This is a genomic window from Nocardia sp. NBC_01009, from assembly GCF_045208035.1.
In the GTDB taxonomy this organism is placed as follows: Bacteria; Actinomycetota; Actinomycetes; order Mycobacteriales; family Mycobacteriaceae; genus Nocardia.
The window spans coordinates 8342254-8364435 of sequence record NZ_CP108695.1 but is presented as its reverse complement, the minus strand read 5'-3'; the positions used below and the strand labels follow the sequence as shown (position 1 = coordinate 8364435).

At 67.4% G+C, this 22182-nt stretch carries 20 protein-coding genes; 12 read left to right on the top strand and 8 right to left on the bottom strand.

Annotation, left to right across the window (positions count from 1 at the left end; all coding sequences use genetic code 11):
• The first annotated feature begins 219 nt into the window (after positions 1–219).
• Positions 220–1347: a glycosyltransferase gene (locus OHA42_RS37830; protein ID WP_406233150.1), complete on the top strand. Its 1128-nt coding sequence runs from the start codon at positions 220–222 to the stop codon at positions 1345–1347.
• Positions 1348–1491: 144 nt separating this feature from the next.
• Positions 1492–2331, top strand: a complete 840-nt coding sequence (locus OHA42_RS37825) for an SDR family oxidoreductase (protein ID WP_406233148.1) — start codon at positions 1492–1494, stop codon at positions 2329–2331.
• Here OHA42_RS37825 and soxR read toward each other — a convergent pair.
• Positions 2300–2785: a redox-sensitive transcriptional activator SoxR gene (gene soxR, locus OHA42_RS37820; RefSeq protein WP_328406160.1), complete on the bottom strand. Its 486-nt coding sequence runs from the start codon at positions 2783–2785 to the stop codon at positions 2300–2302. The genes OHA42_RS37825 and soxR overlap by 32 nt on opposite strands.
• A 111-nt stretch (positions 2786–2896) precedes the next feature.
• Between soxR and arcA the strand changes: the two genes are divergently transcribed.
• The gene (arcA, locus tag OHA42_RS37815) at positions 2897–4195 is read left to right on the top strand and encodes an arginine deiminase (protein WP_406233146.1); all 1299 of its coding nucleotides are present in this window, start codon (positions 2897–2899) and stop codon (positions 4193–4195) included.
• Positions 4196–4202: 7 nt separating this feature from the next.
• Positions 4203–4562, top strand: a complete 360-nt coding sequence (locus OHA42_RS37810; RefSeq protein ID WP_406239878.1) for a GntR family transcriptional regulator — start codon at positions 4203–4205, stop codon at positions 4560–4562.
• 24 nt (positions 4563–4586) lie between these two features.
• Here the strand turns inward: OHA42_RS37810 and OHA42_RS37805 are convergent, their stop codons facing one another.
• On the bottom strand, positions 4587–6188 hold the full coding sequence (locus tag OHA42_RS37805) for a dolichyl-phosphate-mannose--protein mannosyltransferase (protein WP_406233144.1): 1602 nt from the start codon (positions 6186–6188) through the stop codon (positions 4587–4589).
• Positions 6189–6485: 297 nt separating this feature from the next.
• On the opposite strand from OHA42_RS37805, the gene rsmI reads away from it, so the two are divergent.
• Positions 6486–7295, top strand: a complete 810-nt coding sequence (gene rsmI / locus OHA42_RS37800; protein WP_406239876.1) for a 16S rRNA (cytidine(1402)-2'-O)-methyltransferase — start codon at positions 6486–6488, stop codon at positions 7293–7295.
• 101 nt (positions 7296–7396) lie between these two features.
• On the opposite strand, the gene OHA42_RS37795 is transcribed toward rsmI, so the two are convergent.
• On the bottom strand, positions 7397–8056 hold the full coding sequence (locus OHA42_RS37795) for an NADPH-dependent F420 reductase (protein ID WP_406233142.1): 660 nt from the start codon (positions 8054–8056) through the stop codon (positions 7397–7399).
• 126 nt (positions 8057–8182) lie between these two features.
• Here OHA42_RS37795 and OHA42_RS37790 point away from each other — a divergent pair, with 126 nt between their 5' ends.
• Positions 8183–8935: an isocitrate lyase/phosphoenolpyruvate mutase family protein gene (locus tag OHA42_RS37790; RefSeq protein ID WP_406233140.1), complete on the top strand. Its 753-nt coding sequence runs from the start codon at positions 8183–8185 to the stop codon at positions 8933–8935.
• A gap of 185 nt (positions 8936–9120) precedes the next feature.
• Here OHA42_RS37790 and metG read toward each other — a convergent pair whose 3' ends face one another.
• Entirely contained in the window at positions 9121–10686 is a 1566-nt protein-coding gene (gene metG, locus OHA42_RS37785) for a methionine--tRNA ligase (protein ID WP_406233138.1), read from the bottom strand.
• Positions 10687–10815: 129 nt separating this feature from the next.
• Between metG and OHA42_RS37780 the strand changes: the two genes are divergently transcribed.
• The 4 genes from OHA42_RS37780 to rsmA all read left to right on the top strand — a co-directional run bounded on the left by OHA42_RS37780 (position 10816) and on the right by rsmA (position 15658).
• Positions 10816–11643 carry a TatD family hydrolase gene (locus OHA42_RS37780; RefSeq protein ID WP_406233136.1) on the top strand — a complete coding sequence of 276 codons (828 nt, stop codon included), beginning with the start codon at positions 10816–10818 and terminating at the stop codon, positions 11641–11643.
• A 168-nt stretch (positions 11644–11811) separates the two neighbouring features.
• Positions 11812–12942: a transglycosylase family protein gene (locus OHA42_RS37775; RefSeq protein WP_406233134.1), complete on the top strand. Its 1131-nt coding sequence runs from the start codon at positions 11812–11814 to the stop codon at positions 12940–12942.
• 303 nt (positions 12943–13245) lie between these two features.
• Positions 13246–14421, top strand: coding sequence for a lipase family protein (locus OHA42_RS37770; protein ID WP_406233132.1), 1176 nt, complete (start codon positions 13246–13248; stop codon positions 14419–14421).
• A gap of 355 nt (positions 14422–14776) precedes the next feature.
• Positions 14777–15658: a 16S rRNA (adenine(1518)-N(6)/adenine(1519)-N(6))-dimethyltransferase RsmA gene (rsmA, locus tag OHA42_RS37765; protein ID WP_406233130.1), complete on the top strand. Its 882-nt coding sequence runs from the start codon at positions 14777–14779 to the stop codon at positions 15656–15658.
• A 174-nt stretch (positions 15659–15832) separates the two neighbouring features.
• Here rsmA and OHA42_RS37760 read toward each other — a convergent pair whose 3' ends face one another.
• The 4 genes from OHA42_RS37760 to OHA42_RS37745 form a co-directional block, all read right to left on the bottom strand.
• Positions 15833–18136: a heavy metal translocating P-type ATPase gene (locus OHA42_RS37760; protein ID WP_406233128.1), complete on the bottom strand. Its 2304-nt coding sequence runs from the start codon at positions 18134–18136 to the stop codon at positions 15833–15835.
• Entirely contained in the window at positions 18136–19044 is a 909-nt protein-coding gene (locus OHA42_RS37755) for a hypothetical protein (RefSeq protein ID WP_406233126.1), read from the bottom strand. The genes OHA42_RS37760 and OHA42_RS37755 overlap by 1 nt, the downstream gene beginning before the upstream one ends.
• Positions 19044–19250, bottom strand: a complete 207-nt coding sequence (locus OHA42_RS37750) for a copper ion binding protein (protein WP_328406136.1) — start codon at positions 19248–19250, stop codon at positions 19044–19046. Before OHA42_RS37750 ends, OHA42_RS37755 begins: the two co-directional genes overlap by 1 nt.
• 207 nt (positions 19251–19457) lie before the next feature.
• Positions 19458–20093: a TetR/AcrR family transcriptional regulator gene (locus OHA42_RS37745; RefSeq protein ID WP_406233124.1), complete on the bottom strand. Its 636-nt coding sequence runs from the start codon at positions 20091–20093 to the stop codon at positions 19458–19460.
• A 78-nt stretch (positions 20094–20171) separates the two neighbouring features.
• Here OHA42_RS37745 and OHA42_RS37740 point away from each other — a divergent pair, with 78 nt between their 5' ends.
• Together OHA42_RS37740 and OHA42_RS37735 are read left to right on the top strand one after the other, a co-directional pair.
• Positions 20172–20924: an SDR family oxidoreductase gene (locus tag OHA42_RS37740; RefSeq protein ID WP_406233122.1), complete on the top strand. Its 753-nt coding sequence runs from the start codon at positions 20172–20174 to the stop codon at positions 20922–20924.
• Positions 20925–21244: 320 nt separating this feature from the next.
• The gene (locus tag OHA42_RS37735) at positions 21245–22180 is read left to right on the top strand and encodes a 4-(cytidine 5'-diphospho)-2-C-methyl-D-erythritol kinase (RefSeq protein ID WP_406233121.1); all 936 of its coding nucleotides are present in this window, start codon (positions 21245–21247) and stop codon (positions 22178–22180) included.
• Positions 22181–22182: the final 2 nt, after the last annotated feature.

The window sequence follows — 22182 nt, the reverse complement described above, 5'->3', positions numbered from 1 at the left end:
TCGCTCGGCGCGGCGCGACTAGCGATGGACTCGGTCCGGCAGTGCCGTAAGCGGCTGCCTTGCCTTCGCTCGGTCTGGTGCAACGGCGACTGGGTCGACTTCGCTCGGCGCGGCGCGACTGGCGACGGAATCCGTCCGGCTGTGCCGTTATGCGGTTCTTTCACGGCTGTTCATGCGCCGTTGGGCGCACCGGTCCCGATCCGCTGCACGATCGGCGGAGTGCGCATCGTGCAGCTGGCGAACTTCTACGGCCCGCGGTCCGGTGGGCTGCGCACCGCACTGCATCACCTCGGTGAGGGCTACGTGGCAGCGGGACACGAGGTGGTGCTGATCGTGCCGGGGCCGCGCCGCGCCGAAGAACTACTGCCGACCGGTGCGGTGCGGATTACCTTGCCCGCCTTGGGCATTCCATGGACCGGCGGCTACCGGGCGGCAGATCCGCGGCGGGTGGCCGACGTGCTGGCCGGCTTAGGTCCGGACGTGCTGGAGGTGTCCGATCGGCTGACGTTGCGCGGATTCGGTCGATGGGCGCGGCGGCGCGAGGTGGCGAGCGTGATGATCTCGCACGAACGGCTGGATCGGCTGCTCGGCCAGGTCATGCCGGGGCCCGCTGCCCGCCGCTGTGCCGACGTGGCCAACCGGCGGACCGCCGCGGAGTACGACATCGTGGTGTGCACCACGGAGTTCGCGCGCGCGGAGTTTCTGCGCGTCGGTGCGTCGAATGTCGAACTGGTACCGCTCGGTGTCGATCTGGAGCTGTTCAGTCCGCGTCGGCGCGATCACGCGCTGCGGGCCGATCTCGGCGTGCCGGGGCATCCGCTGCTGGTGCACTGCGGCAGGCTCTCGGTGGAGAAGCGGGTCGACCGCAGCATCGAGGCGGTGGGCGCGCTGCGGAAGGCAGGCCTGGAGGTGCGGCTGGTCGTCGCGGGCGAGGGCCCGCGGCGCGAGGCGCTGGAGCGCCGCGCCAAGGCGCTGCCGGTGCTGCCGGGCGGGTTACCGGCGGTGCATTTCACCGGGTTCATCTCGGATCGGTCGATGGTCGCGAAACTGCTGGCCACCGCGGACGTTTCGCTGGCGCCCGGCCCGCACGAGACTTTCGGCCTCGCCGCGTTGGAGGCGCTCGCGGCCGGGACGCCGGTCGTCGCCAGCCGATCGTCCGCGCTGGCCGATATCGTCACCGCGGAGTGTGGTGCGGTGGCCGCCGATCATCCCTCGGATTTCGCCCGAGCGGTCACCGATGTGCTGGCACTGCCGACCGCGGGGCGCAGGAAGGCCGCGCGCAGCCGGGCCGAGCAATTCACCTGGCCGCGGGCGGTCGCGGGCATGCTCGCAGTTCTCGGCCGATGATCGCCTTCGCCGGCGGCGCGAATTACCGATGATCCTGCGGACCGATCGGCGGCGCACAGTACCCTGCGAGGACTGATTCGGGGCTATGGGAGATGGGGTTCACCGGTGCGAATGGTTGGTCGCGGACGCGCAGGCCGTAGGACGATGCAGGGCGCCAAGGTGTTGGTGACGGGCGCCGCCAGCGGCATAGGCAGGGCGAGTGCGCTCGCTGCCGCGGCGGACGGCGCCGAGGTGGTGCTGACGGATATCAATGCCGAAGGACTCGAGGAGACGGTGTCGGCCATCGGGGCGGCAGGCGGCGTCGTGCTCCTGGCACGGGCGTTGGACATCACCGACTACGACGCGGTCAGCGAGTTCGCGAAGGATGTGCACGCGGAGTTCGGCACCCTCGATGTCGTGATGAACATTGCCGGCACCTCGACCTGGGGCACCGTCGAGAACCTCGAACACCAGCATTGGCGAAAGATGGTGGACGTCAACCTGATGGGCCCGATCCACGTGATCGAGAACTTCGTGCCGCCGATGGTGCGGGCGGGGCGGGGCGGGGCGCTGGTGAACGTGTCCTCGGCGGCGGGTCTGCTCGCGCTGCCGTGGCATGCCGCCTACAGCGCGGGCAAGTACGGCATCCGCGGCGTCTCCGAGGTGTTGCGATTCGATCTGGAGCGCCACGGCATTTCGGTGCATCTGGTGGTGCCCGGCGCGGTGAACACGCCGCTGGTGCAGTCCTTCGATCTGGTCGGCATCGACAAGGACGACCCGCGGGTGCGCCGGCTGGCCGGTGCGTTCACCAAGCATGCGGTGGAGTCGGAACATGTTGCGTCGCAGATCCTTCGCGGCATCGAACGCAACAGGTTCCTGGTCTACACCTCGTTCGATATCCGGTTCGGGTATTGGTGGTCGCGGAAATTCGCCTACCCCTACGAATTCGTCATCCGCAGGGTCAGCGCTCGCTTCAGCAGGCTGCTGGCTTCGACGGGCAGTTGAGCTGCACGTCGAGCACTCTGGCACCAGGTCCCTGCTCGCCGAGCCGATCGTGTTCGTTGACCAGCCTGCAGCTGCCGAGCGACAGGCACCCGCAGCCGATGCAGCCGGTGAGGTTGTCGCGCAGCCGGGTCAGCTGGGTGATGCGGTCGTCGAGGTCGGTCCGCCAGGTGGTGGACAGGGTCTCCCAGTCACGCCGGGTGGGGGTGCGGCCTTCCGGTAGTTTGTCCAGCGCGGCGCGGATGTCGCTGAGCGGGATGCCGACGCGCTGCGAAATACGGATGAAGGCGACGCGTCGCAGCGTCTCGCGCGCGTACCTGCGCTGATTTCCGCTGGTACGACGGCTCGAGATGAGACCCTCGCGTTCATAGAAGTGCAACGCGGACACCGCTACTCCGCTACGCTCGGACAGCTGCCCGGGGGTCAGTTCCTTTGCTCGCCAATCGGTTGTCGACATCAACACTCCTCCATTCACCTAAACAATACTTCAGGTTAGGGTGTGCTGGGGTAGGAATCGGACACACCCCATTTGCATCCCCTCGAGCCCTCGGCGAACTACGGTCGGATCATGGGAGCAGAGGCTGTGCAGGGTGGGCACGCAGGCGAGCCGGACGGGAACGAGCGCGGGGGCGCCGGCGACCCCGGCAGACGCCTCGCCGTCACGTCCGAAGTCGGCACACTGCGCACGGTGCTGCTGCACCGGCCCGGTGACGAATTGCGCAGGCTGACCCCGCGCAACAACGATCAACTGCTCTTCGACGGCATCCCGTGGGTGGAGCGGGCCCAGCAGGAACACGACACCTTCTCCGGTGTGCTGCGCGAGCGCGGCGTCGAGGTGCTGCTGCTCGCCGACCTGCTCGCCGACACCCTCGACGTCAGCGGCGCCGCCCGAATCCAGGGCATCTCGGGGGCCGTGGATGCGCGCAGGCTCGGGCACGGGCTCGCCGACGAACTGGCCGCCTACCTGCGCGGCGTGCCCGCGCGCGAGCTGGCCGACATTCTGATGGCAGGCATGACCTTCGATGAACTGCCGTTCGGCCCCAACACGCCCTCGCTGGTGCGCCGGATGCACCACGGCGGCGATTTCGTCATCGATCCGCTACCGAATCTGCTGTTCACCAGGGACTCCTCGTTCTGGGTCGGGCCGCGCGTGGCCATCACCGCGCTCGCCCTGCCCGCCCGGATGCGCGAGACCTCGCTCACCGACCTCATCTACGCCTTCCATCCCCGCTTCCTCGGGGTGCGCCGCGCCTACGAATCGCACACCGCGCCCATCGAGGGCGGCGATGTGCTGCTGCTCGGACCTGGTGTCGTAGCGGTCGGCGTCGGCGAGCGGACCTCACCCGCCGGGGCGGAAGCATTGGCGCGCAGTCTGTTCGACGACGGTCTCGCGCACACCGTGCTGGTGGTACCGATCGCGCAGAATCGCGCGACCATGCATCTGGACACGGTGTGCACGATGGTCGACACCGACGCCATCGTGATGTACCCCGCCGTGCGGGACTCGCTGTGCGCGTTCACGATTCACCGTGAAGACGACTACGGCGTCCGGGACGGCGGTGGGGTGAGCATGCGCGGTCCCGACCCGTTCCTGCCCGCGGCCGCCGAGGCGATGGGCATCGGCAAGATGCGGGTCATCGACACCGGGCTCGACGGCGTCACCGCCGAGCGTGAGCAGTGGGACGACGGCAACAACACCCTGGCGCTCGCCCCAGGCGTGGTCGTCGCCTACGAACGCAATGAGATGACCAACTCCCGGCTGACCGCCGCGGGCATCGAGGTGCTCCGAATCCCCGGTTCCGAACTGGGTTCCGGGCGCGGCGGCCCACGCTGCTTATCCTGTCCACTGTCCCGAGATGACGTGTGAGCGAGACATGTTCAACATCACCATCACCCATGATTCGCCCGCGCCGCCCTACGAGCAGCTGCGGATGGGCATCATCGCGCACGTGCGGTCGGGCGAGCTGACCGCGGGCACGAAGATACCGACGGTTCGTGCACTGGCGGCGGAACTCGGTCTCGCGCCGAACACCGTCGCTCGCGCCTATCGCGAACTCGAGGCCGACGGTGTCGTCGAAACCCGGGGCAGGCAAGGCTCGTTCATCGCCTCCTCCGGTGATCCGACCAAGGATGCGGCGGGTCGGGCCGCCACCGATTACGTCAACGCGATTCGCCGACTCGGTCTGGACAACGACACTGCCCTGCGCTACGTGACATCCGCGCTGGAAAGTTAGGTCCGCGGTCGGCCGAGTGCAGCCCTAACGCCAGCTTGGCAGCCAGAGATGAGCGTGCCAGTTGCCGGGTGTGATCGCCATGCCGGTGAGGATCGGCCAGAGCCAGACAAAGTTGGCGATGACCAAGCCGAGGTAGATACAGACCGCCAACAGGCCGAGACTATGCCGCTCGTTGGGTGTCGCGGGCAGGAAGGTGCCCGCGGGACTGCGGCGGAACGGACTGCTGCGTGCGGGACCGAGGATGTCGCCGAGCACCAGCGCCACGCCCATCACCAGGAACGGGGCGAGGGCGACGGCGTAGAAGTAGTACATCTGCCGATCGAGGGTGAAGAACCAGGGCAGCAGGGCGGCGCCGTAGCCGACGAGCACCGCGGCGTAGCGCCAGTCGCGGCGCACCATCGTGCGCCACAGTGCCCAGGCGAGCATCGGGAACGCGATCCACCAGATGGCGGGCGTGCCGATCAGCATCACGGCCTTCACACACGGGGTTTGGCCGCAGCCGGTGACACCGTTGTCGGCGTAGTAATAGAGCATCGGCCGCAACCCCATCGGCCAGGTCCACGGCTTGGACTCCCAGGGGTGATGGTTACCAGCCGAGTTGGTGAGGCCGTCGTGGAAACGGAGGGTCTCCCCGCTGTAGAACCACAGCGAGCGCAGCGCATCGGGCAGCCACGAAAAGGCCCCGCCGCGTCCGACCTGATTGCCGACCGCATACCGGTACACGCCGTCCTCGCCGGCGAACCAGGCCCAGTAGGAGGCGAAATAGAGGCCGAGCGGGATGAGCACCAGCGCGTACAGCGCGGGCCCGACATCCCGGAGCGCAGTGCCGAACCAGGGGCGGCGCACACCGTATGCCCGCCGCGCTGTCAGGTCGAAGCAGACACTGAGCAGGCCGAAGGCAACCACGAAATAGATGCCGGACCACTTGGTTCCGCAGGCGAGCCCGAGCATCACCCCCGCGCCGAATCGCCACCAGCGCACCCCGAGGCGCGGACCCCATGGACTCGCGTCGATGCGGCCCTCGGCGTCGACGCGCGCGATCCGCGCTCTGACTTCGTCGCGGTCGACGATGAGACAGCCGAAGGCAGCGGTGATGAAAAACGCCATGAAGATGTCGAGCATGCCGATGCGCGAGGAGACGAAGGTGACCCCGTCCGCGATCAGCAGGATGCCCGCGATCGCACCGATCAGTGTGGATCGTGTCATCCGCCGCGTGATGCGGATGACCAGCAGAACCAGCAGGGTGCCCGCGAGCGCGGCAGTGAAGCGCCAGCCCCAGCCGTTGTAGCCGAACATCCACTCGCCGATCGCGATCAGCTGTTTGCCGACCGGGGGGTGCACCACCAGCCCGTAGCCGGGATTGTCCTCGACCCAGCCGCCGGTGAGCATCTGCCAGCCCTGCGGGGCGTAGTGCTTCTCGTCGAAGACCGGAGTGTGCGCGTCGGTCGGGTAATCCAGGTTGGTGAACCGGGTCACCGCCGCGATCGCGGTCAGGAACACGGTGACCGCCCAGCCGCGCACGGTGTCGAGCGGCCCGAAATCGGGCGACGGCCGCAGAGGCGCGGGGCTCGACCAGGAGGGCACGGCCCCTGGTGCGGTCGCGCGCTGGTCGGTCACCTGGGTCACGCCCCGATCGTATGCTGTGTGCCCGGAGGGGACGCGCATCGGTGAGCATGCCGCCGCGCGAATCACAGTGCGTACGACTGCCGACAGGGGCGTCTCGATCGGTTCGATGCTCCGGATCGGCAGCGGATGGCCGGCCTTCGGTGGGCGTGGTCGGGATCGACGGCGCCCGGTCGATACGCTGCTACCGGGGCAATTGTCTGGACGAGGCCGATGGGTGGCCGAGGTAGGAGTGCGGTGACGGACGAGGCGGCAACCGGCGCGAACGCGACGGGCAGGCTGGTGCTCGGTGCGACGCCGATGGGTGACATCGGTGATGCGTCGCAGCGACTGCGCGACGCGCTCGGGTCCGCCGATATCGTCGCCGCCGAGGACACCCGGCGGACGCGAGCGCTGGCGAAGGCGCTCGGGGTGGAGATCAGCGGACGGGTGGTCAGGTTCGACGACCATGTCGAGACCGCGAAGATCCCGGCATTGCTCGGCGATATCGAGGACGGGCTGACGGTGCTGCTGGTGACCGACGCGGGTATGCCGTCGGTCAGTGACCCCGGCTATCGCCTGGTCGCGGCGTGCGTGGAGCGCGACCTTCCGGTGACCTGCCTGCCCGGCCCGTCCGCGGTGACGACCGCGCTCGCATTGTCCGGCTTGCCGGTGGAGCGGTTCTGCTTCGACGGTTTTGCGCCACGAAAGTCCGGTCAGCGCCGAGAGTGGTTGCGCACCTTGATCACCGAACCACGAACCTGCGTCTACTTCGAAGCGCCGCACCGGCTGGCCGTTTCCCTCGCCGATGCGGTCGAGGTGCTCGGACCGGACCGTCGAGTCGCGGTCTGCCGCGAATTGACCAAGACCTATGAAGAGGTGGTGCGCGGCACGCTCGCCGAGGTTGCGGCCTGGGCCGTCGACGGCGCGCGCGGTGAGATCACCGTGGTCGTCGCCGGTGCGCAACCCAAGTCCGCCGATCCCGCGGATCTGGTCGAGGAGGTCGAAGCCCTCACCGCCGAAGGACTCCGCCTCAAGGACGCCTGTGCCCGGGTAGCCACCGCAAACGGCACCTCCCGCAACGAGCTCTACGACGCTGTCCTCGCTGCCCGCCGCGACGACGCAGAGTAGTGCGGCCGAGTCGGGTGCGACATCGGGCGCAGTGAAATGGCGGCCCGAGCCGAGCCCGAAACCGCCATTTCACTGAATCGTTGCCGTGGGGGAGGGCGGGGTTACTGGTAGCTGGGGGTGGCGGGGATGGGTTTGCCCTCGGCGACTGCGTCTACGACGGCCGTTGCGTCGGCTGCGCGGTATTCCTCCCCGTAGACCGCGCCGGCGCGGCGCGGGGCTTCCATCACGGCCGCGTCAGCGGTGCCGCCGAGGTCGATCGGGACGAAGCCCGCGTCGGTGATCAACCCGGCGACGATGCTCTTGGCCTCGGCGTCGTCGCCGCAAAGCCATTGCACGATACGGTCGTCGCCGGTCCTGGTCGCCGTCTGAGCCTGGAATGCGGCGGTGAGGGTGTTGAACGACTTGGTGTAGCGCGCGCCCGCCATCCGCTCGGCGTTGAATTGGGCGGCGGTGCGCCCTTCCGGTGGCTGTGGCGCGCCGAACTGGTTGGTGGTGTCGATGACGATCTTGCCTGCCAGCGAACCCAGCTGTGGCAAGGCTTCGGGCAGCACCGGCCACGGCACCGAGATCACCACCACCTCGCCGAATGCGACGGCTTCCGCGGGCGTGCCGACCGTGACGGTCGGCCCGATCGAGGTGGCGAGAGCCCTCAGCGTCTCCTGGTCGCGGCTGAAGGCGAGCATGAGCTCATGCCCGGCTCCGGCCAGTTGGCGGGCGATCCCGCCGCCGATGTGTCCCGCACCGACGATGCCGACCTTCATCTTGCTCCAATCATCTTGCGTAGCCGTACTTTTCCCGTAACAGACTCTGCCATCCGAGGCGGCTCGCCGCGTTCCCTCGGGTGACACTCGAGGAGGTTTTCGCTGCGGGCTGACACAATCGATCCCATGACCTCACTGGAAGGCAAGGCCAAGGCATTTCTCGAACTGCATCGCCCCGGCGATCCCGCCGTCTTTCCGACGGTGTGGGACGCGTGGTCGGCAAACCTCGCGGTGGCCGCGGGTTTCTCGGCACTGACCCTCGGCAGCCACCCGGTCGCGGACTCGGTCGGCCGCAGCGACAATGAGGGGATGAGCTTCGCGGAGCTGCTGACCCGGGTCCGTCAGATCACCGAGGTCATCGAGGTTCCGGTGTCGGTCGATATCGAATCCGGCTACGGGCTCGAGCCCGCCCAGCTCATCGAGGGGCTGTTGGAGGCGGGCGCGATCGGCCTCAATATCGAGGACACCGTGCACAGCGAGGGCGGTCGGCTACGCGGCGCCGAGGAGCACGCGGCCTTCGTGCACGGTCTACGTCAGTACGCCGACGCGGCAGGTGTGCATGTGGTCGTCAACGCCCGCACCGACATGTTCCTGCGCGAGGACGGCGACGAATCCGATCGCCTCGACCGCGCCATCGCACGGCTGCAGCTGGCCGCCGCGGCGGGCGCCGACGTGCTGTTCCCCGTTGGCCGCCACTCCGACGCGGACGTGCGCCGCCTGACGAGCGAACTGCCGCTCCCGGTCAGCATGGTTGCGGTGCCCGGCGAGTCCGACAAGGCGGTGCTCGCCGACCAGGGTGTCGCCCGAATAAGCTTCGGGCCCTACCTGCAGTTCGCGCTCGCCGCCGAGGCGAACCGGCTACTCGACCGCTGGAAGTAGGCCGTCGGCCTCGTCCGGGTCGGCGATGGCATCGAGGATGTCGCCGCCTTCGGTCATGGCGTACTCGACCCGCCCCGGCCACCAGCGCGACCGGTTGTTCGGCAGCGCTGATCAGCTGACCTCGAATACGCAAGAGCCCCCGACCTTCTCTCTCGAAGGTCGGGGGCTCCGGCACATACTTGTTGCTACGCCTCGGTTTTCGGCTCCACATAGCGCGGGTAGACCGCCTCCGGCGCGGGCAGCGGGACACCGGCCTCGATCGGCGTCGCGATGTCGGCGAAGGTGCGGTTCTGCTGTGCGAGCAGGTCGAGGATCTTGCCCGCCGAACCGGGCATCACCGGCTGCACCAGGATGGCGACAATGCGCAGCACCTCGAGCGTCACGTACAGCACCGTGGCCTCGCGGGCGAGGTCCTCCTCGGTGCCGGATTTGGCCAGCGTCCACGGCGCCTGAGCGGAGAAGTACTTATTGGCCTCGCCGAGGGTCAGCCAGATCGCTTCCAGCGCCAAATGCATTTGCTGGGCATCGAATTCGATGCGGCAGCGGTCCAGCAGGCCATTGGCCCTATCGAGCAGGGCGCGGTCCTCGTCGGTGAACTCACCCGGGGTCGGCACCGCGCTGTTGCAGTCCCTCGCCACCATCTTCAGGCTGCGCTGCACCAGGTTGCCGAATTCATTGGCGAGGTCGCTGTTCATCCGGCCGACGATCGCCTCGTGGCTGTAGCTGCCGTCCTGGCCGTAAGAGATTTCACGCAGTAGGAAGAAACGCACGGCGTCGAGCCCGAAGGCGTCGACCAGGGCGAGCGGGTCGACGACATTACCGACCGACTTGGACATCTTCTCGCCTTTGTTGTACAGGAACCCGTGCACGAAAACGCGTTTCGGCAGTGCGACGCCTGCCGACATCAGGAACGCGGGCCAGTACACCGTGTGGAAGCGGGAGATGTCCTTGCCGATGATGTGCACGTCGGCGGGCCAGAACTGCTGGAACGCGGCGGATTCCGTGTCCGGGAAGCCGACGCCGGTGATGTAGTTGGTCAGCGCGTCCACCCACACGTACATCACGTGGTCGGGATGCCCCGGCACCGGAACGCCCCAGTCGAAGGTGGTCCGGGAGATGGACAGATCCTTCAGGCCGGCCTTCACGTAGCTGACGATCTCGTTGCGCCGGGTCGCGGGCGCGATGAATTCGGGATGCTCCTCGTAGAGCGCGAGCAGCTTGTCCTGGTAGTTCGACAGCCGGAAGAAGTAGTTCGATTCCTCGGTCCACTCGACCGGCGTCTTCGACTCGGTGGAGATCCGTGTGCCGTCCTCCAGCAGCGTGGTCTCTTCGTCGGTGTAGAACGCTTCGTCGCGCACCGAGTACCAGCCGGAGTAGGTGCCGAGATAGATGTCGCCGTTGGCGAGCATCCGCTCCCACAGCGCGATGCTGGCGACCTGATGATCCGCATCGGTGGTGCGGATGAACCGGTCCAAGGAGATGTCGAGCGTCTTGTCCAGCGCTTCGAACACGTCGGAGTTGCGCGACGCGAGCTCCTCCACCGGGATGCCCTCGGCGATCGCGGTCTGCTGCACCTTCTGACCGTGCTCGTCGGTGCCGGTCATGAAGAACACGTCGTACCCGTCGAGCCGCTTGAAGCGGGCAATGGCGTCCGCCGAGATGTACTCGTAGGCGTGCCCGATATGCGGCGCACCGTTCGGGTACGCGATGGCCGTTGTGACATAGAAGGCGGGGCGTTGGGCTGCGCTCATGGTGATGTCTACTGTAATGCGCGTGGTTTCCAACCCTCACGCGAATATCCCCGGACGCGATGCGGCTGCGCTCTTGTCCGCCGGCGCCGTTTCTCGTGGCACCGTGCTCCGGTCTGTCGGGACGCGCCGATGAGCGACAAGCGCCCGGCGCCCGCGCTGCCGGAACCCCTTGCCCCCCTGGTGGATGCGCACACCCACCTCGATGCCTGCGGCGCGACCGATGCCGAATCGACGGCCGTCATCGTGGATCGCGCGGCGTCGGTCGGTGTCGGACAGGTGGTCACGGTCGCCGACGATCTTGCCGCCGCGCAGTGGGCCGTGCAGGCTGCGAATCGGGATGTACGTGTGTATGCCGCCGTCGCATTGCATCCGACGCGGGCGAATGCGCTCGATGATGCGGCGAAGGTCGAGTTGGAGCGGCTGGCCGCCGATCGGCGGGTTGTCGCGATCGGCGAGACCGGACTCGATTACTACTGGCCGGGCAAGCTCGACGGGTGCGCCGATATCGAGACGCAGATCGAAGGCTTCCGCTGGCATATCGATCTGGCGAAGCGCCTGGGTAAGCCGTTGATGATCCACAACCGCGAGGCCGACCACGACCTGCTGACGGTATTGCTCGACGAGGGCGCGCCGGAGACGGTGATCTTCCATTGCTTCTCCTCCGACACCAATATGGCGCTGGCCTGCGTCGCCGAGGGCTACATCCTCAGCTTTTCCGGCACCGTGAGCTTCAAGAACGCGCACGAATTGCGGGAAGCCGCCAAGGTGGTGCCCGATGATCAGATTCTGGTGGAGACCGACGCGCCATATCTGACTCCGCATCCGTTCCGTGGTGCGCCGAACGAACCGTATTGCCTGCCGTACACGGTGCGGGCGCTCGCGGAGCTGCGTGAGCAGGATGCGGGGGAGTTCGCCAAGATCACCACCGCTAACGCGCGTCGTATCTACGGCATCTGAGCCACGGTCGCGTTAAGACCCCTGACCTCTTCGTTGTGTCCTAGGTCACTATCATTGGTGCGTTTTGTGATCTACCTGCGGTGGTGATATCAATTCGTGATCACTGAAGCACCCGCTAGGCATTCCCCGGTTGTCGACCTCTGACCCCTTCGTTATCGTACTGTGACCATGTCCCCATTCACGAGGATCAACCAGTCGCGCTCGCCGATGCTGTACGCGGCGGTGGCGGCGCTGCTCGTGACGCTGATCGTCGGCGCCGCGATGGCGATCGTGAACCGCAAGACGGTGACGGTGGTCGTCGACGGTGAAATGTCGACGCAGGACACCATGTCGCGCAATGTCGGCGGCGTGCTGAAGGCTGCCGGATTCGATGTGGACGATCGGGACCTCGTCCGGCCGTCGCGGGCCGAGACCATTACCGACGGCGCGACGATCATGTTGAACCGGGCGCGGGAAATCACGCTGTCGGTGGACGGCAAACCACAAAAGGTGTGGTCCACCGGATTGACGGCGGGCGATGTCCTCGAGCAGCTGCGCCTGCCCGCCGACATCTTCGTTTCCCCGGCGCGCAAGGAAAAACTGCCGCTGGAGGGTGCGGCGGTGAATGTGTTCAGCCCGCGCTCGGTGTCGCTGCTCGACGGCTTCGGGCAGCCGGTCGATGTTCGGCTCGCCGCGCCGACGGTCGGTGAATTCCTCACTGCGGCAGGCATTCCGCTGATCCAGCAAGACTCCGTCGAACCTGCGGCGAACACGGCGCTGACCGATGGCCTGCACATCGTGGTGACTCGCAAGCGGATCGAAAACCGCACGGAGACACTGCCGTTGGATCCGCCGGAGAACGTGATCGAAGACCCGACGATGAACATGAGCCGCACCGTGGTGGAGACGCCGGGTGCGCCAGGGGTGCAGGATGTCACCTTCGAGGTCACCATGGTGAACGGTAAGGAAGAGAGCAGGCAGCCGATCGCCTCGAATATCACGGTGACCGCGCAGCCCAAGACCGTTCGCAAGGGCGCCAAACCGGGCACCGAGGTGCCACCGGTACGCGATGGTGCGATCTGGGACGCACTTGCCCGTTGTGAATCGACCGGTAACTGGGCGATCAATACCGGCAACGGTTATTTCGGTGGCATTCAGTTCGATCAAGGCACCTGGGAACGGCAGGGCGGCTTGAGGTATGCGCCGCGGGCCGATATGGCGACCCGGGAAGAGCAGATCGCTATTGCTGAAGTCACCCGTGCTCGTCAGGGTTGGGGTGCTTGGCCCGCATGCACCAGCCGCCTCGGCATCGCGGGCTGATCAGGCGTTTCGCGTATTCGGGTCACGCGAGTCGGGTGCTGCGAGGTTGCGGTCTGCTCCCGCGTTGGGTGCCGGGTCGAGTTTTCCGGGGCGCCCCGGTGAATTGCCTCTGTGCTTGCGAAATCAGTTGTCCGGTCGCCGGAAAGGGCTCGCCGAGTAAGCGTTGCGTGCGCGGATTTCTACAGGATCTCTGTATCTTTATGGGATTGCTCAGTATTCGCCGCAGAGACTTTGGCGGTGGGGCGCCGAACTGTACGCTCGTCCAAATTTGGGGTGGTTGGGGTTGGCGAGATGAGTTGTTCGATGCGATCGCCGCGGACGTTCGGGCGGACCGCGATTGCCGCGATTGCCGCGGTGGTCGCTGCTGGAGTCGCGCTAGGGGTGACAAGTGCGCCAGTGGGCGCGTCGACACCGGGCGTGTTGATTTCCGCGGTCGCGCAGGCGGATGGTTGGCACGGAATGTCCGGCGGGTCGGTGATCGAGTACTGGATGCCCGGTTCCGACGGCACACCGCGGCCGGCCAGTGGAGCACTCTTCGTTCCCTCGGGTGCGCCGCCCGCGGGAGGCTGGCCGGTGATGGCCTTCGACCACGGCACTTCAGGGCTCGGTGCGGGCTGCGGCGGTCAGGCCGACCCCGTCGGAAGTCCGTTCCGGCGCGGCCGCTCCACACAAGACGAGATGATGCGGCACACGGTCGAGAAGGGGTTCGCCGTGGTGGCGCCCGACTATCTCGGACTCGGGCGGTTCGACACCGGGCCGCACCCATACCTGGAAATCGGCACCGAGGCGACCGCCACCATCGACCTGGTTCGCGCGGCGCGCGCGGCGCGGCCCGAACTGTCGCGGACATGGGGTGTGATCGGCGCCTCCCAGGGCGGGCAGGCCGCGCTCGGCACCGGACACCTGCAGGCGAGCTACGCCCCTGAGCTCGACTTCCGCGGCGCCATCGCGATCGACCCCGAGTCCGACGTCGAAAAGTTGCTCCCGCTGACCGGTCCCGGCATCCCGGCGATTCCGAAAACCGAAGACTGGATGAGCTTCTATGTGAGCATCCTGGCCGGGCTACGCGCGGCGCGTCCCGATATCGATGTCAACGGATACCTGACCCCACTCGGCCGGTCCGTCCTCGATGACATCGGTACCGAATGCTCCGGCAAAATCATCGAGCGCGTGCGGGGTCTCGGCATCGGCGACCTGCTGGCCCGTCCGCTGTCGGACGAGCGGATGCGCGCCGCTCTCGACGCTTACATGACCGTGCCGACCAGCGGCTACGACGCGCCGATCCTGTTGCTGCTCAATGCGACCGACACCGTCGTCCCCTCCCCACTGCACGCCGCGCTCGTCGCCCAGTTCGTAGCCAATCGCGTCGACTTCCAGGCCGTGGTCGGTACCGAAAAACATACTCAGCTCAACCAGCAGATGTCGACGGCGCTCGACGAATTCCTCGCGCGCAACTTCGCGGTGCCGTCGCAGCCCTGATGTCACCGGTCCGTGGAGGACTGCTGATCGGGCCGACTGCCTTCGGCAGGTTCTCCGGACGCCGCGGACCCCTGCATCGCAGGCTGATGCTTGTGCTGGGCGCTGTGGCCGGGTGCTGCCTCGGGTGTGGTGTTCGATGTTTCGGGGTGCTGCGTCGGGTGTGGTGTTCGATATTCCGGGTGCTGCTCGGATGTGGTGTTCCATTTCCCGGTGCTGCCTCGGATGCAGTGCTCCAATTTCCGGGTGGTGCGCTGTTGTGTCGGTGGTGCGCTGATGTGCGGGTAGCGCGTTGTTGCTGGACCGGTTGCGTCGAGGCAAGAGGTCGGCTCGGCGTCGGAGTTGGTAGGTTCTTCCAGTGTCCGAACCCGATATTTCCGCTCGTGGGAGCGCTGCCCTGCTCGGGCCCGCCGAGGTGCGGGCGCTGGCCGAGCGGCTCGGTGTGCGGCCGACCAAGCAGCTCGGGCAGAACTTCGTGCACGACGCGAACACGGTGCGGCGCATCGTCGCGGCGGCGGGCGTCGGGCGCGGGGACACGGTGCTCGAGGTCGGGCCCGGTCTCGGGTCGCTGACGTTGGCGTTGCTGGATGTGGTGGCATCGGTGGTTGCGGTCGAGATCGATCCGGTACTCGCCGAGCACCTGCCGGTGACCGTCGCGGATCGGGCCCCGGAGTTGGCCGGACACTTGCAGGTCGTCGCGGCCGACGCGCTGCGGATTACCGCGCAGGACCTGCCCGCGGTGCCGACTGCCTTGGTCGCGAATCTGCCGTACAACGTGGCTGTGCCCGTGCTGCTGCATTTGCTCGCCGAATTGCCGAGCATCACCACGTCATTGGTCATGGTGCAGGCCGAGGTGGCCGATCGGCTTGCCGCCGAACCCGGCAACCGCACCTATGGGGTGCCGAGCGTCAAGGCAGGCTTCTTCGGCGCCGTGCGCCGCGCGGGCGCGGTCGGCACCCAGGTCTTCTGGCCGGTGCCGCGCGTCGATTCGGGTCTGGTGCGGGTCGAGCGCTACCGCGAAGCGCCGTGGCCGATGGACGAAGCACACCGCCGTCGCGTGTTCACCGTGATCGACGCGGCGTTCGCCCAGCGCCGCAAGACACTTCGCGCGGCACTTGCCGGCTGGGCGGGATCACCCGCCGAGGCCGAACGCCGCCTCGTCGCCGCGGGTATCGACCCCACTGCGCGCGGCGAAACTCTGGACACCGCGGCCTTCGTCCGCCTCGCGAATCAGGCGTAGGCTCCGATCCCGCCGACACCGACACCGACACCGACAGCTGCGCGGAGTCGAATGGCGGTTGCGCACAGTACGGATAGCCACCATTCGACTCACCTCGATGAATCGTGGCGTTGCTCGGCGTTCAATGAGAGCGGCGTGGAATGTGAAGCCAGTTGCGGGCGTTGGTCGATGGGGTCAGCGGAAGGAGCGCAGGCGCAGGCTGTTGCTGACGACGAAGACGCTGGACAGGGCCATGGCGGCGCCTGCGAGCATGGGGTTGAGGAGCCCGGCCGCGGCGAGGGGGATTGCGGCAACGTTGTATCCGAAGGCCCAGAACAGGTTTCCCTTGATGGTGCGCAGGGTGGCGCGGGAGAGGCGGATGGCCGCACCGACGGTGCGGAGGTCACCTCGGACGAGGGTGATATCGCCTGCTTCGATGGCGAGGTCGGTGCCGGTGCCCATGGCCAAGCCGAGGTCGGCTGCGGTGAGCGCGGCGGCATCGTTGACTCCGTCGCCGACCATTGCTACAACTCTGCCCGAATTCTGTAGTCGCCGTATTGTTTCCAACTTCTCGATTGGCAGTACTTCGGCGATCACCTCGTCGATGCCGACCCGGTCGGCGACGGTACGTGCGGCGGCGAAGTTGTCGCCGGTCAGCAGCACGGGGGCCATTCCGAGGCGGCGGAGTTCGGTAATAGCCTCGGCGCTGGTCGGTTTGATCGCATCGGCGACCACGAGCACGCCACGCGCCGCGCCGTCCCATGCGACAGCGATCGCGGTATGGCCTGCGCTTTCGGCCGCGGCTTTGGCCGCCGCCAGTGGTGTGGGCAGTGCGATCGACCACTCTTCCAGCAGGGCGCTGCGGCCGACAATCACCGCACGACCGTCGACGACGCCCTGCACACCCTTGCCGCCATGGTTGCTGAACTGCTGCACGGGCGGTACCGCCAGTCTGCGTTCGGCCGCGGCGGCGACGACTGCCTGCGCCACCGGATGCTCGGACCCGTACTCCACTGCCGCGGCGATGGTCAGCAACTCGTCTGCGGACACGCCACGGCCGGCGAGCGGGTCGCCCGCGGGCGGGATCTCGTCTCCGGAGGTGATCATGCCCCCAGCATCGGTGCCGTTCGTGGTGACGATGTCCGCCAACGTCATTCGTCCGGTGGTCACCGTGCCGGTCTTGTCGAGCACGACCGTGTCGATCCGTCGGGTCGATTCCAGTACCTGCGGGCCCTTGATCAGGATGCCGAGTTGAGCGCCGCGCCCGGTGCCGACGAGGAGTGCGGTGGGCGTGGCCAGGCCGAGCGCGCAGGGGCAGGCGATGATCAGTACCGCCACGGCCGCGCCGCACGCCACTGCTGTCGATGCCCCGGTGACCAGCCACACTGCCAGCGTGAGCGCCGAAATGACGAAGACGATCGGGACGAAAATGCTCGCGACTCGATCGGCAAGTCGTTGCACCGGCGCCTTGCTGTTCTGTGCCTCTTCGACCAGTGCGACCATCTGTGCCAGTTGGGTATCGGCACCGATTCGGGTGGCGCGCACGGTCAGTAGCCCGCCCGCGTTCACCGTCGCGCCGATCACGACATCGCCCTGACCGACGTCGACGGGCAGTGATTCGCCGGTCAGGAGGCTCAGGTCGAGGGCCGAATTGCCTTCGACCACTACACCGTCCGTGGCGACCTTCTCGCCGGGGCGGACGAGGAACAGCTCATCCACACGCAATTCCGCAACCGGAACCCGGATTTGGACGCCGCCGCGCAGCACGGAAACGTCCTTTGCTCCGAGCTCGAGCAGCGCGCGCAGCGCGGAGCCTGCCCGATCCTTGGCTCGGGTTTCCAGATATCGCCCGGCCAGGATGAAGACGATCACCCCGGCGGCAACCTCGAAGTACACGTTGGACGCCGCATCGGCCCGCTCGATGCCCAGGCTGAACGAGTGCTTCATGCCGGGCATTCCGGCGTGACCGAAGAACAGCGCGTACACCGACCAGCCGAAGGCGGCGAGGGTGCCGACCGAGATCAGGGTGTCCATGGTCGCGGCGCCGTGCCTGGCATTGCTCAGGGCGGCTCGATGGAAATCGGCGCCGCCCCAGAACACCACGGGCCCTGCGAGCGCGAGCGAAAGCCATTGCCAGTTATCGAATTGCAGCGCGGGGATCATCGCCATCGCGACCACCGGCAGCGCAAGCCCGGTGCTGATCAGCAGTCGTTGTCGAAGTCGATCGAGTGCGGTGGATCTTTCATCGGACCGGTCGGTTTCTGCTGTGGGCGGCGCGGGAACGTGCGCGGTATATCCCGCGCCGTGCACCTGCTCGACCAGCTGTTCCGGCGAAACGGATTGTGGATAGCTAACTTTTGCCTTTTCCGTCGCGAAATTGACGGTGGCCGTGACGCCCTCGATTTTTCCGAGCCGTTTCTCGATCCGCGCCGCACAGGACGCGCAGGTCATCCCGCCGATCTCCAGCTCGATCGAGCGCTGGTCGGCGGGCGTGGCCATCAGCGATCGCCACCCGGATGCGAGTGACTACCGGATGTGGATGGCGCTGTGGATGATTCGACCTCGACGGTGAACTCCGCAGTGTGGACGGATCCGCCGTGTGAGAAGTCTAGATACAGCCGATACGCGCCCGCACTCGGGGCCTGCGCATGGAAGGACACCTCGGGACCTGCAGGGGTGCGGCCGACCTCGCCCTGGGGGTGCACATGCAGGTAGGCGAGGTCGCCGGCGCGTAAGGCGACCAGGTGCGCATATGCGCCGAGATACGGCTCCAGATCGGACACCGGAAGGCCGTCACGCGCGACGGTGAAGCGCAATTCGCTGCCCGCGGTACCGAGATCGCCTGCCAACGTCACCTGATATCCGTCCACCGTTGCGCTCCGTGTCGGTGGGGGAAGTGGTTGCGGCACGGCCGCTCCCGAGACGGTGACGGTCCGGCTGAGCACCAGATCGCCCGGCCCGGCGCCGCTGGTTTCCGGGACGAAGTCGGCGAATACGCGATACGTGCCCGGGGCCGCCCAACTCCACTCGATCGACCAGGTGCCCGCGTCGTCCATGGTCGGATGCAGGTGCCGATACCCAGTGGTGTCGGATCGGACGACGATCAGATGCAGCTTCTTGTCGTGTTGGGTGGTGAATCGGGTCACCGGAGCCCCGTCGGGCCCGGTGATCCGGAACTGCAGTGAACCGGCCTGGTTCGGCTCCGCCGGAGCGGTCACATCGGACATGGCATAGCCGGATTGTGCATCCGACAGCCCGATGGCCGCATCGTGGCCGGTGTGCGGCATCGCGCTGTGGTCCGGCGCCTGCTCGGCCGGACCGCCCACCAGGGCGCCGATGCCGAGCGCGACGGCCAACAGCGCGACGAGCCCGCCGCCGACCGCGGCGAACTTCAGCCGGTCCTGCATCAGACGGCGACCTCGTAGCCTGCCTCGTCCACGGCGGCGACGATATCGGCATCGGCGACCGGGGTGGTGCTGTCGACCTTGACCGCGCCGGTGGCGAGGTCCACATCGACACCGGTCACGCCGTCGATCTTGCCGATCTCCTCGCGGACCGAGCTGACACAGTGCCCGCAGGTCATCCCCGTAACGGTGTAAGTGGTGGTGGCCATGTCCGACTCCTTCGCTCGTGGTTGATCATACGGACCCGGGGTATCCCCGACACGAATGAACATACCCCCCATGGGTATTTACCGCAAGTGTTGATCGATCGGCCGCGCCGGCCGCGTCGTCGGGTAGTCGTTCGGGTCGTGTTCATAGTTCCTGTGGCCGTGGCGTCGTGCTGGTGAACGCCGGAGTTCGGGCGCTGGGCTCGGCCATCACCGTGCGGTCGATGCCGACCTGCCGGTGTTCGCTGGAGCGGCGCCCGGCCAGCCGTGCATGGCCCATTCGGCGACTTGCTGGAGCTGGGCCGACGCGGCGCCATCGCGCGCGGCCTGGGACATGCCCTGCATGACTGTGCCGATGTAGCGGGCGAGCATGGCCGCGTCGGTGTCCGCGGGCAGGATTCCCGCATCGATATCCGCCTGGATGCGGGCGGTGAAGACCTCGATGTTCCGGTTGCGCATGCCGCGCAGCAGTGCGGCGATCTCGGCGCTGGTGGTGTTCAGTCCGGCGCTCATCACCAGGCAGCCGTGCGGGCAGTCGGGCCGGGTGTACTCCGTCGCCGCCTCGCGCAGGATGCGCCGCACCGTCGCCTCGGCCGTCGGTTCTTCGGCGAGTGCGCGCGCGACGAATCCGCCGTAGCGCGCGCCGAAGGTTGCCACCACCTCGTTGAACAGCTTGGCCTTGTCGCCGAAGGCGGCATACAGACTCGGCGCTCCAATGCCCATCGCGGCGGTCAGGTCGCCGATCGACGTTGCTTCGTATCCACGCGCCCAGAACAGTCGCAACGCCTGCTCCAGTGCCGCATCGCGATCGAAGGAACGGGGTCGGCCCCGGGCGGGTGCGCTCATGGAAATCATTCTATAGCGATCGCTAGAAAATGTGCTAACGTCCGTTCTGTAGCGATCGCTAGAGAAAGGACTCGCCTCATGGGTGCACTCACAGGCAAGACGGCACTGGTCACCGGCGGCAGCCGAGGCATCGGCCGCGCCATCGCCGAACGGCTGGGACGGGACGGTGCGCGGGTTGCCGTGCACTACAACGGGAACGAAGAGGCGGCGAAGGAGACCGTCGCGGCGATCGAAGCGGCGGGCGGCTCCGCGTTCGCGATCCGGGCCGAGCTCGGTGTGCCCGGCGACGCCGCGGCACTGTGGGCGGCGTTCGACGCGCACGCCGACGGCGTGGACATCATTGTCAACAATGCGGGTGTCGGCGATGTCCGCACGCCCATCGGCGACACCGACGAAGCCGCCTTCGACCGCGTGTTCGCGGTCAACGCCAAGGCGCCGTTCTTCGTCACGAAGCACGGCCTCGAGCGCCTGCGCGACGGCGGCCGCGTCATCAATACCTCCACCGGGCTCACCCACGGCTTCGCAATGCCCCAGCTGATCGCTTACACGATGAGCAAGGGCGCGATCGACGTCTTCACCGCCAACCTGGCCAAGCAGCTCGGCGCCCGCGGCATCACGGTGAACGCCGTTGCGCCGGGGATCATCGACACCGATATGAATGCGGCCTGGTTGCGCAACGACCAGGCCGAGGCGATGGTGGCCGACTACTCTCCGCTCCAGCGCGTCGGGCAGCCCGCAGATATCGCGGATGTGGTGGCGTTCCTCGCCTCGGACGACTCGCGCTGGGTCACCGGTCAATGGATCGATGCCACCGGAGGCGCCCTCCTGTAACCGAATGACACACATCCGGTGCATGACTCATCGCGAGCCGCGCACCTGTCGTAGGCACCCGCTAGGCGGCTACCTCGCCTACGCTCGGTCCGGCGCATGAGCGGCTACCTCGCCTACGCTCGGTCCGGCGCATGAGCGGCTACCTCGCCTACGCTCGGTCCGGCGCATGAGCGGCTACCTCGCCTACGCTCGGTCCGGCGCTTGTGTGGGGTGCCTCGCCTCCGTTCGGTCCGGCGTTTGTGTGGGTGGCTCGCCTCCGCTCGGTCCGGCGCGGGTTTGGGACGGACGTTGTCCGGCTGTGCCCACTAAGCTTGACCACCGTGTTGTCAGTTGTGCCCAGCCCAGTCGTCGTGCGCGCCCCGTCCAAGGTGAATCTCCATCTCGGCGTCGGCGACCTGCGTGCGGACGGCTATCACGATCTGACCACGGTGTTCCAGGCGCTATCGCTGAGCGACGATCTAGAGATCTCGCCGTCGGCCTCGCTCATGGTGCGGGTCGCCGGCGAGGGCGCGGCGGACGTGCCGACCGACCGCACCAACCTGGTGTGGAAGGCGGCCGTCCGGCTCGCGCACCTGGCCGGCCGGGCCCCACTGGTGGAAATCGCCATCAGCAAAGGTATTCCGGTGGCGGGCGGTATGGCGGGTGGTAGCGCGGATGCCGCGGCTGCGCTGGTCGGCTTGAACGAGCTATGGGACCTCGGACTGACTCGCGACGAATTATCCGCGGTCGCAGCCGAACTGGGTAGTGATGTCCCCTTCGCGCTGCACGGTGGCACCGCGCTGGGCACCGGCCGCGGCGAGCGGCTGCTTCCGGTGTTGTCCCGCAATACCTTTCACTGGGTGCTCGCACTGGCCAAGGGCGGGCTGTCCACCCCCGCGGTATTCGGCGAACTCGATCGCCTGCGTGCGCACGGCGCCCCGCCTCGCCTCGGCGAGCCGCAACAGCTGATGCAGGCGTTGGCCTCCGGCGACCCGAACCAGCTCGCGCCACTACTCGGTAACGACATGCAAGCCGCGGCGCTTTCGCTGAAACCGGAGCTGCGTCGCACCCTGCGTGCGGGTGTCACCGCGGGCGCGCTCGCCGGTCTGGTCTCCGGCTCCGGGCCCACCTGTGCCTTCCTTTGCGACGGTGAGGAATCCGCCGTGGCGGTTGCCGCCGAACTCGCGGGCGCTGGTGTCTGTCGCAGTGTTCGCACCGCGAGCGGCCCGGTCCCCGGCGCTCGCATCTTGAGCGGCGAGGGCCAGGGCAAGCGCTGACG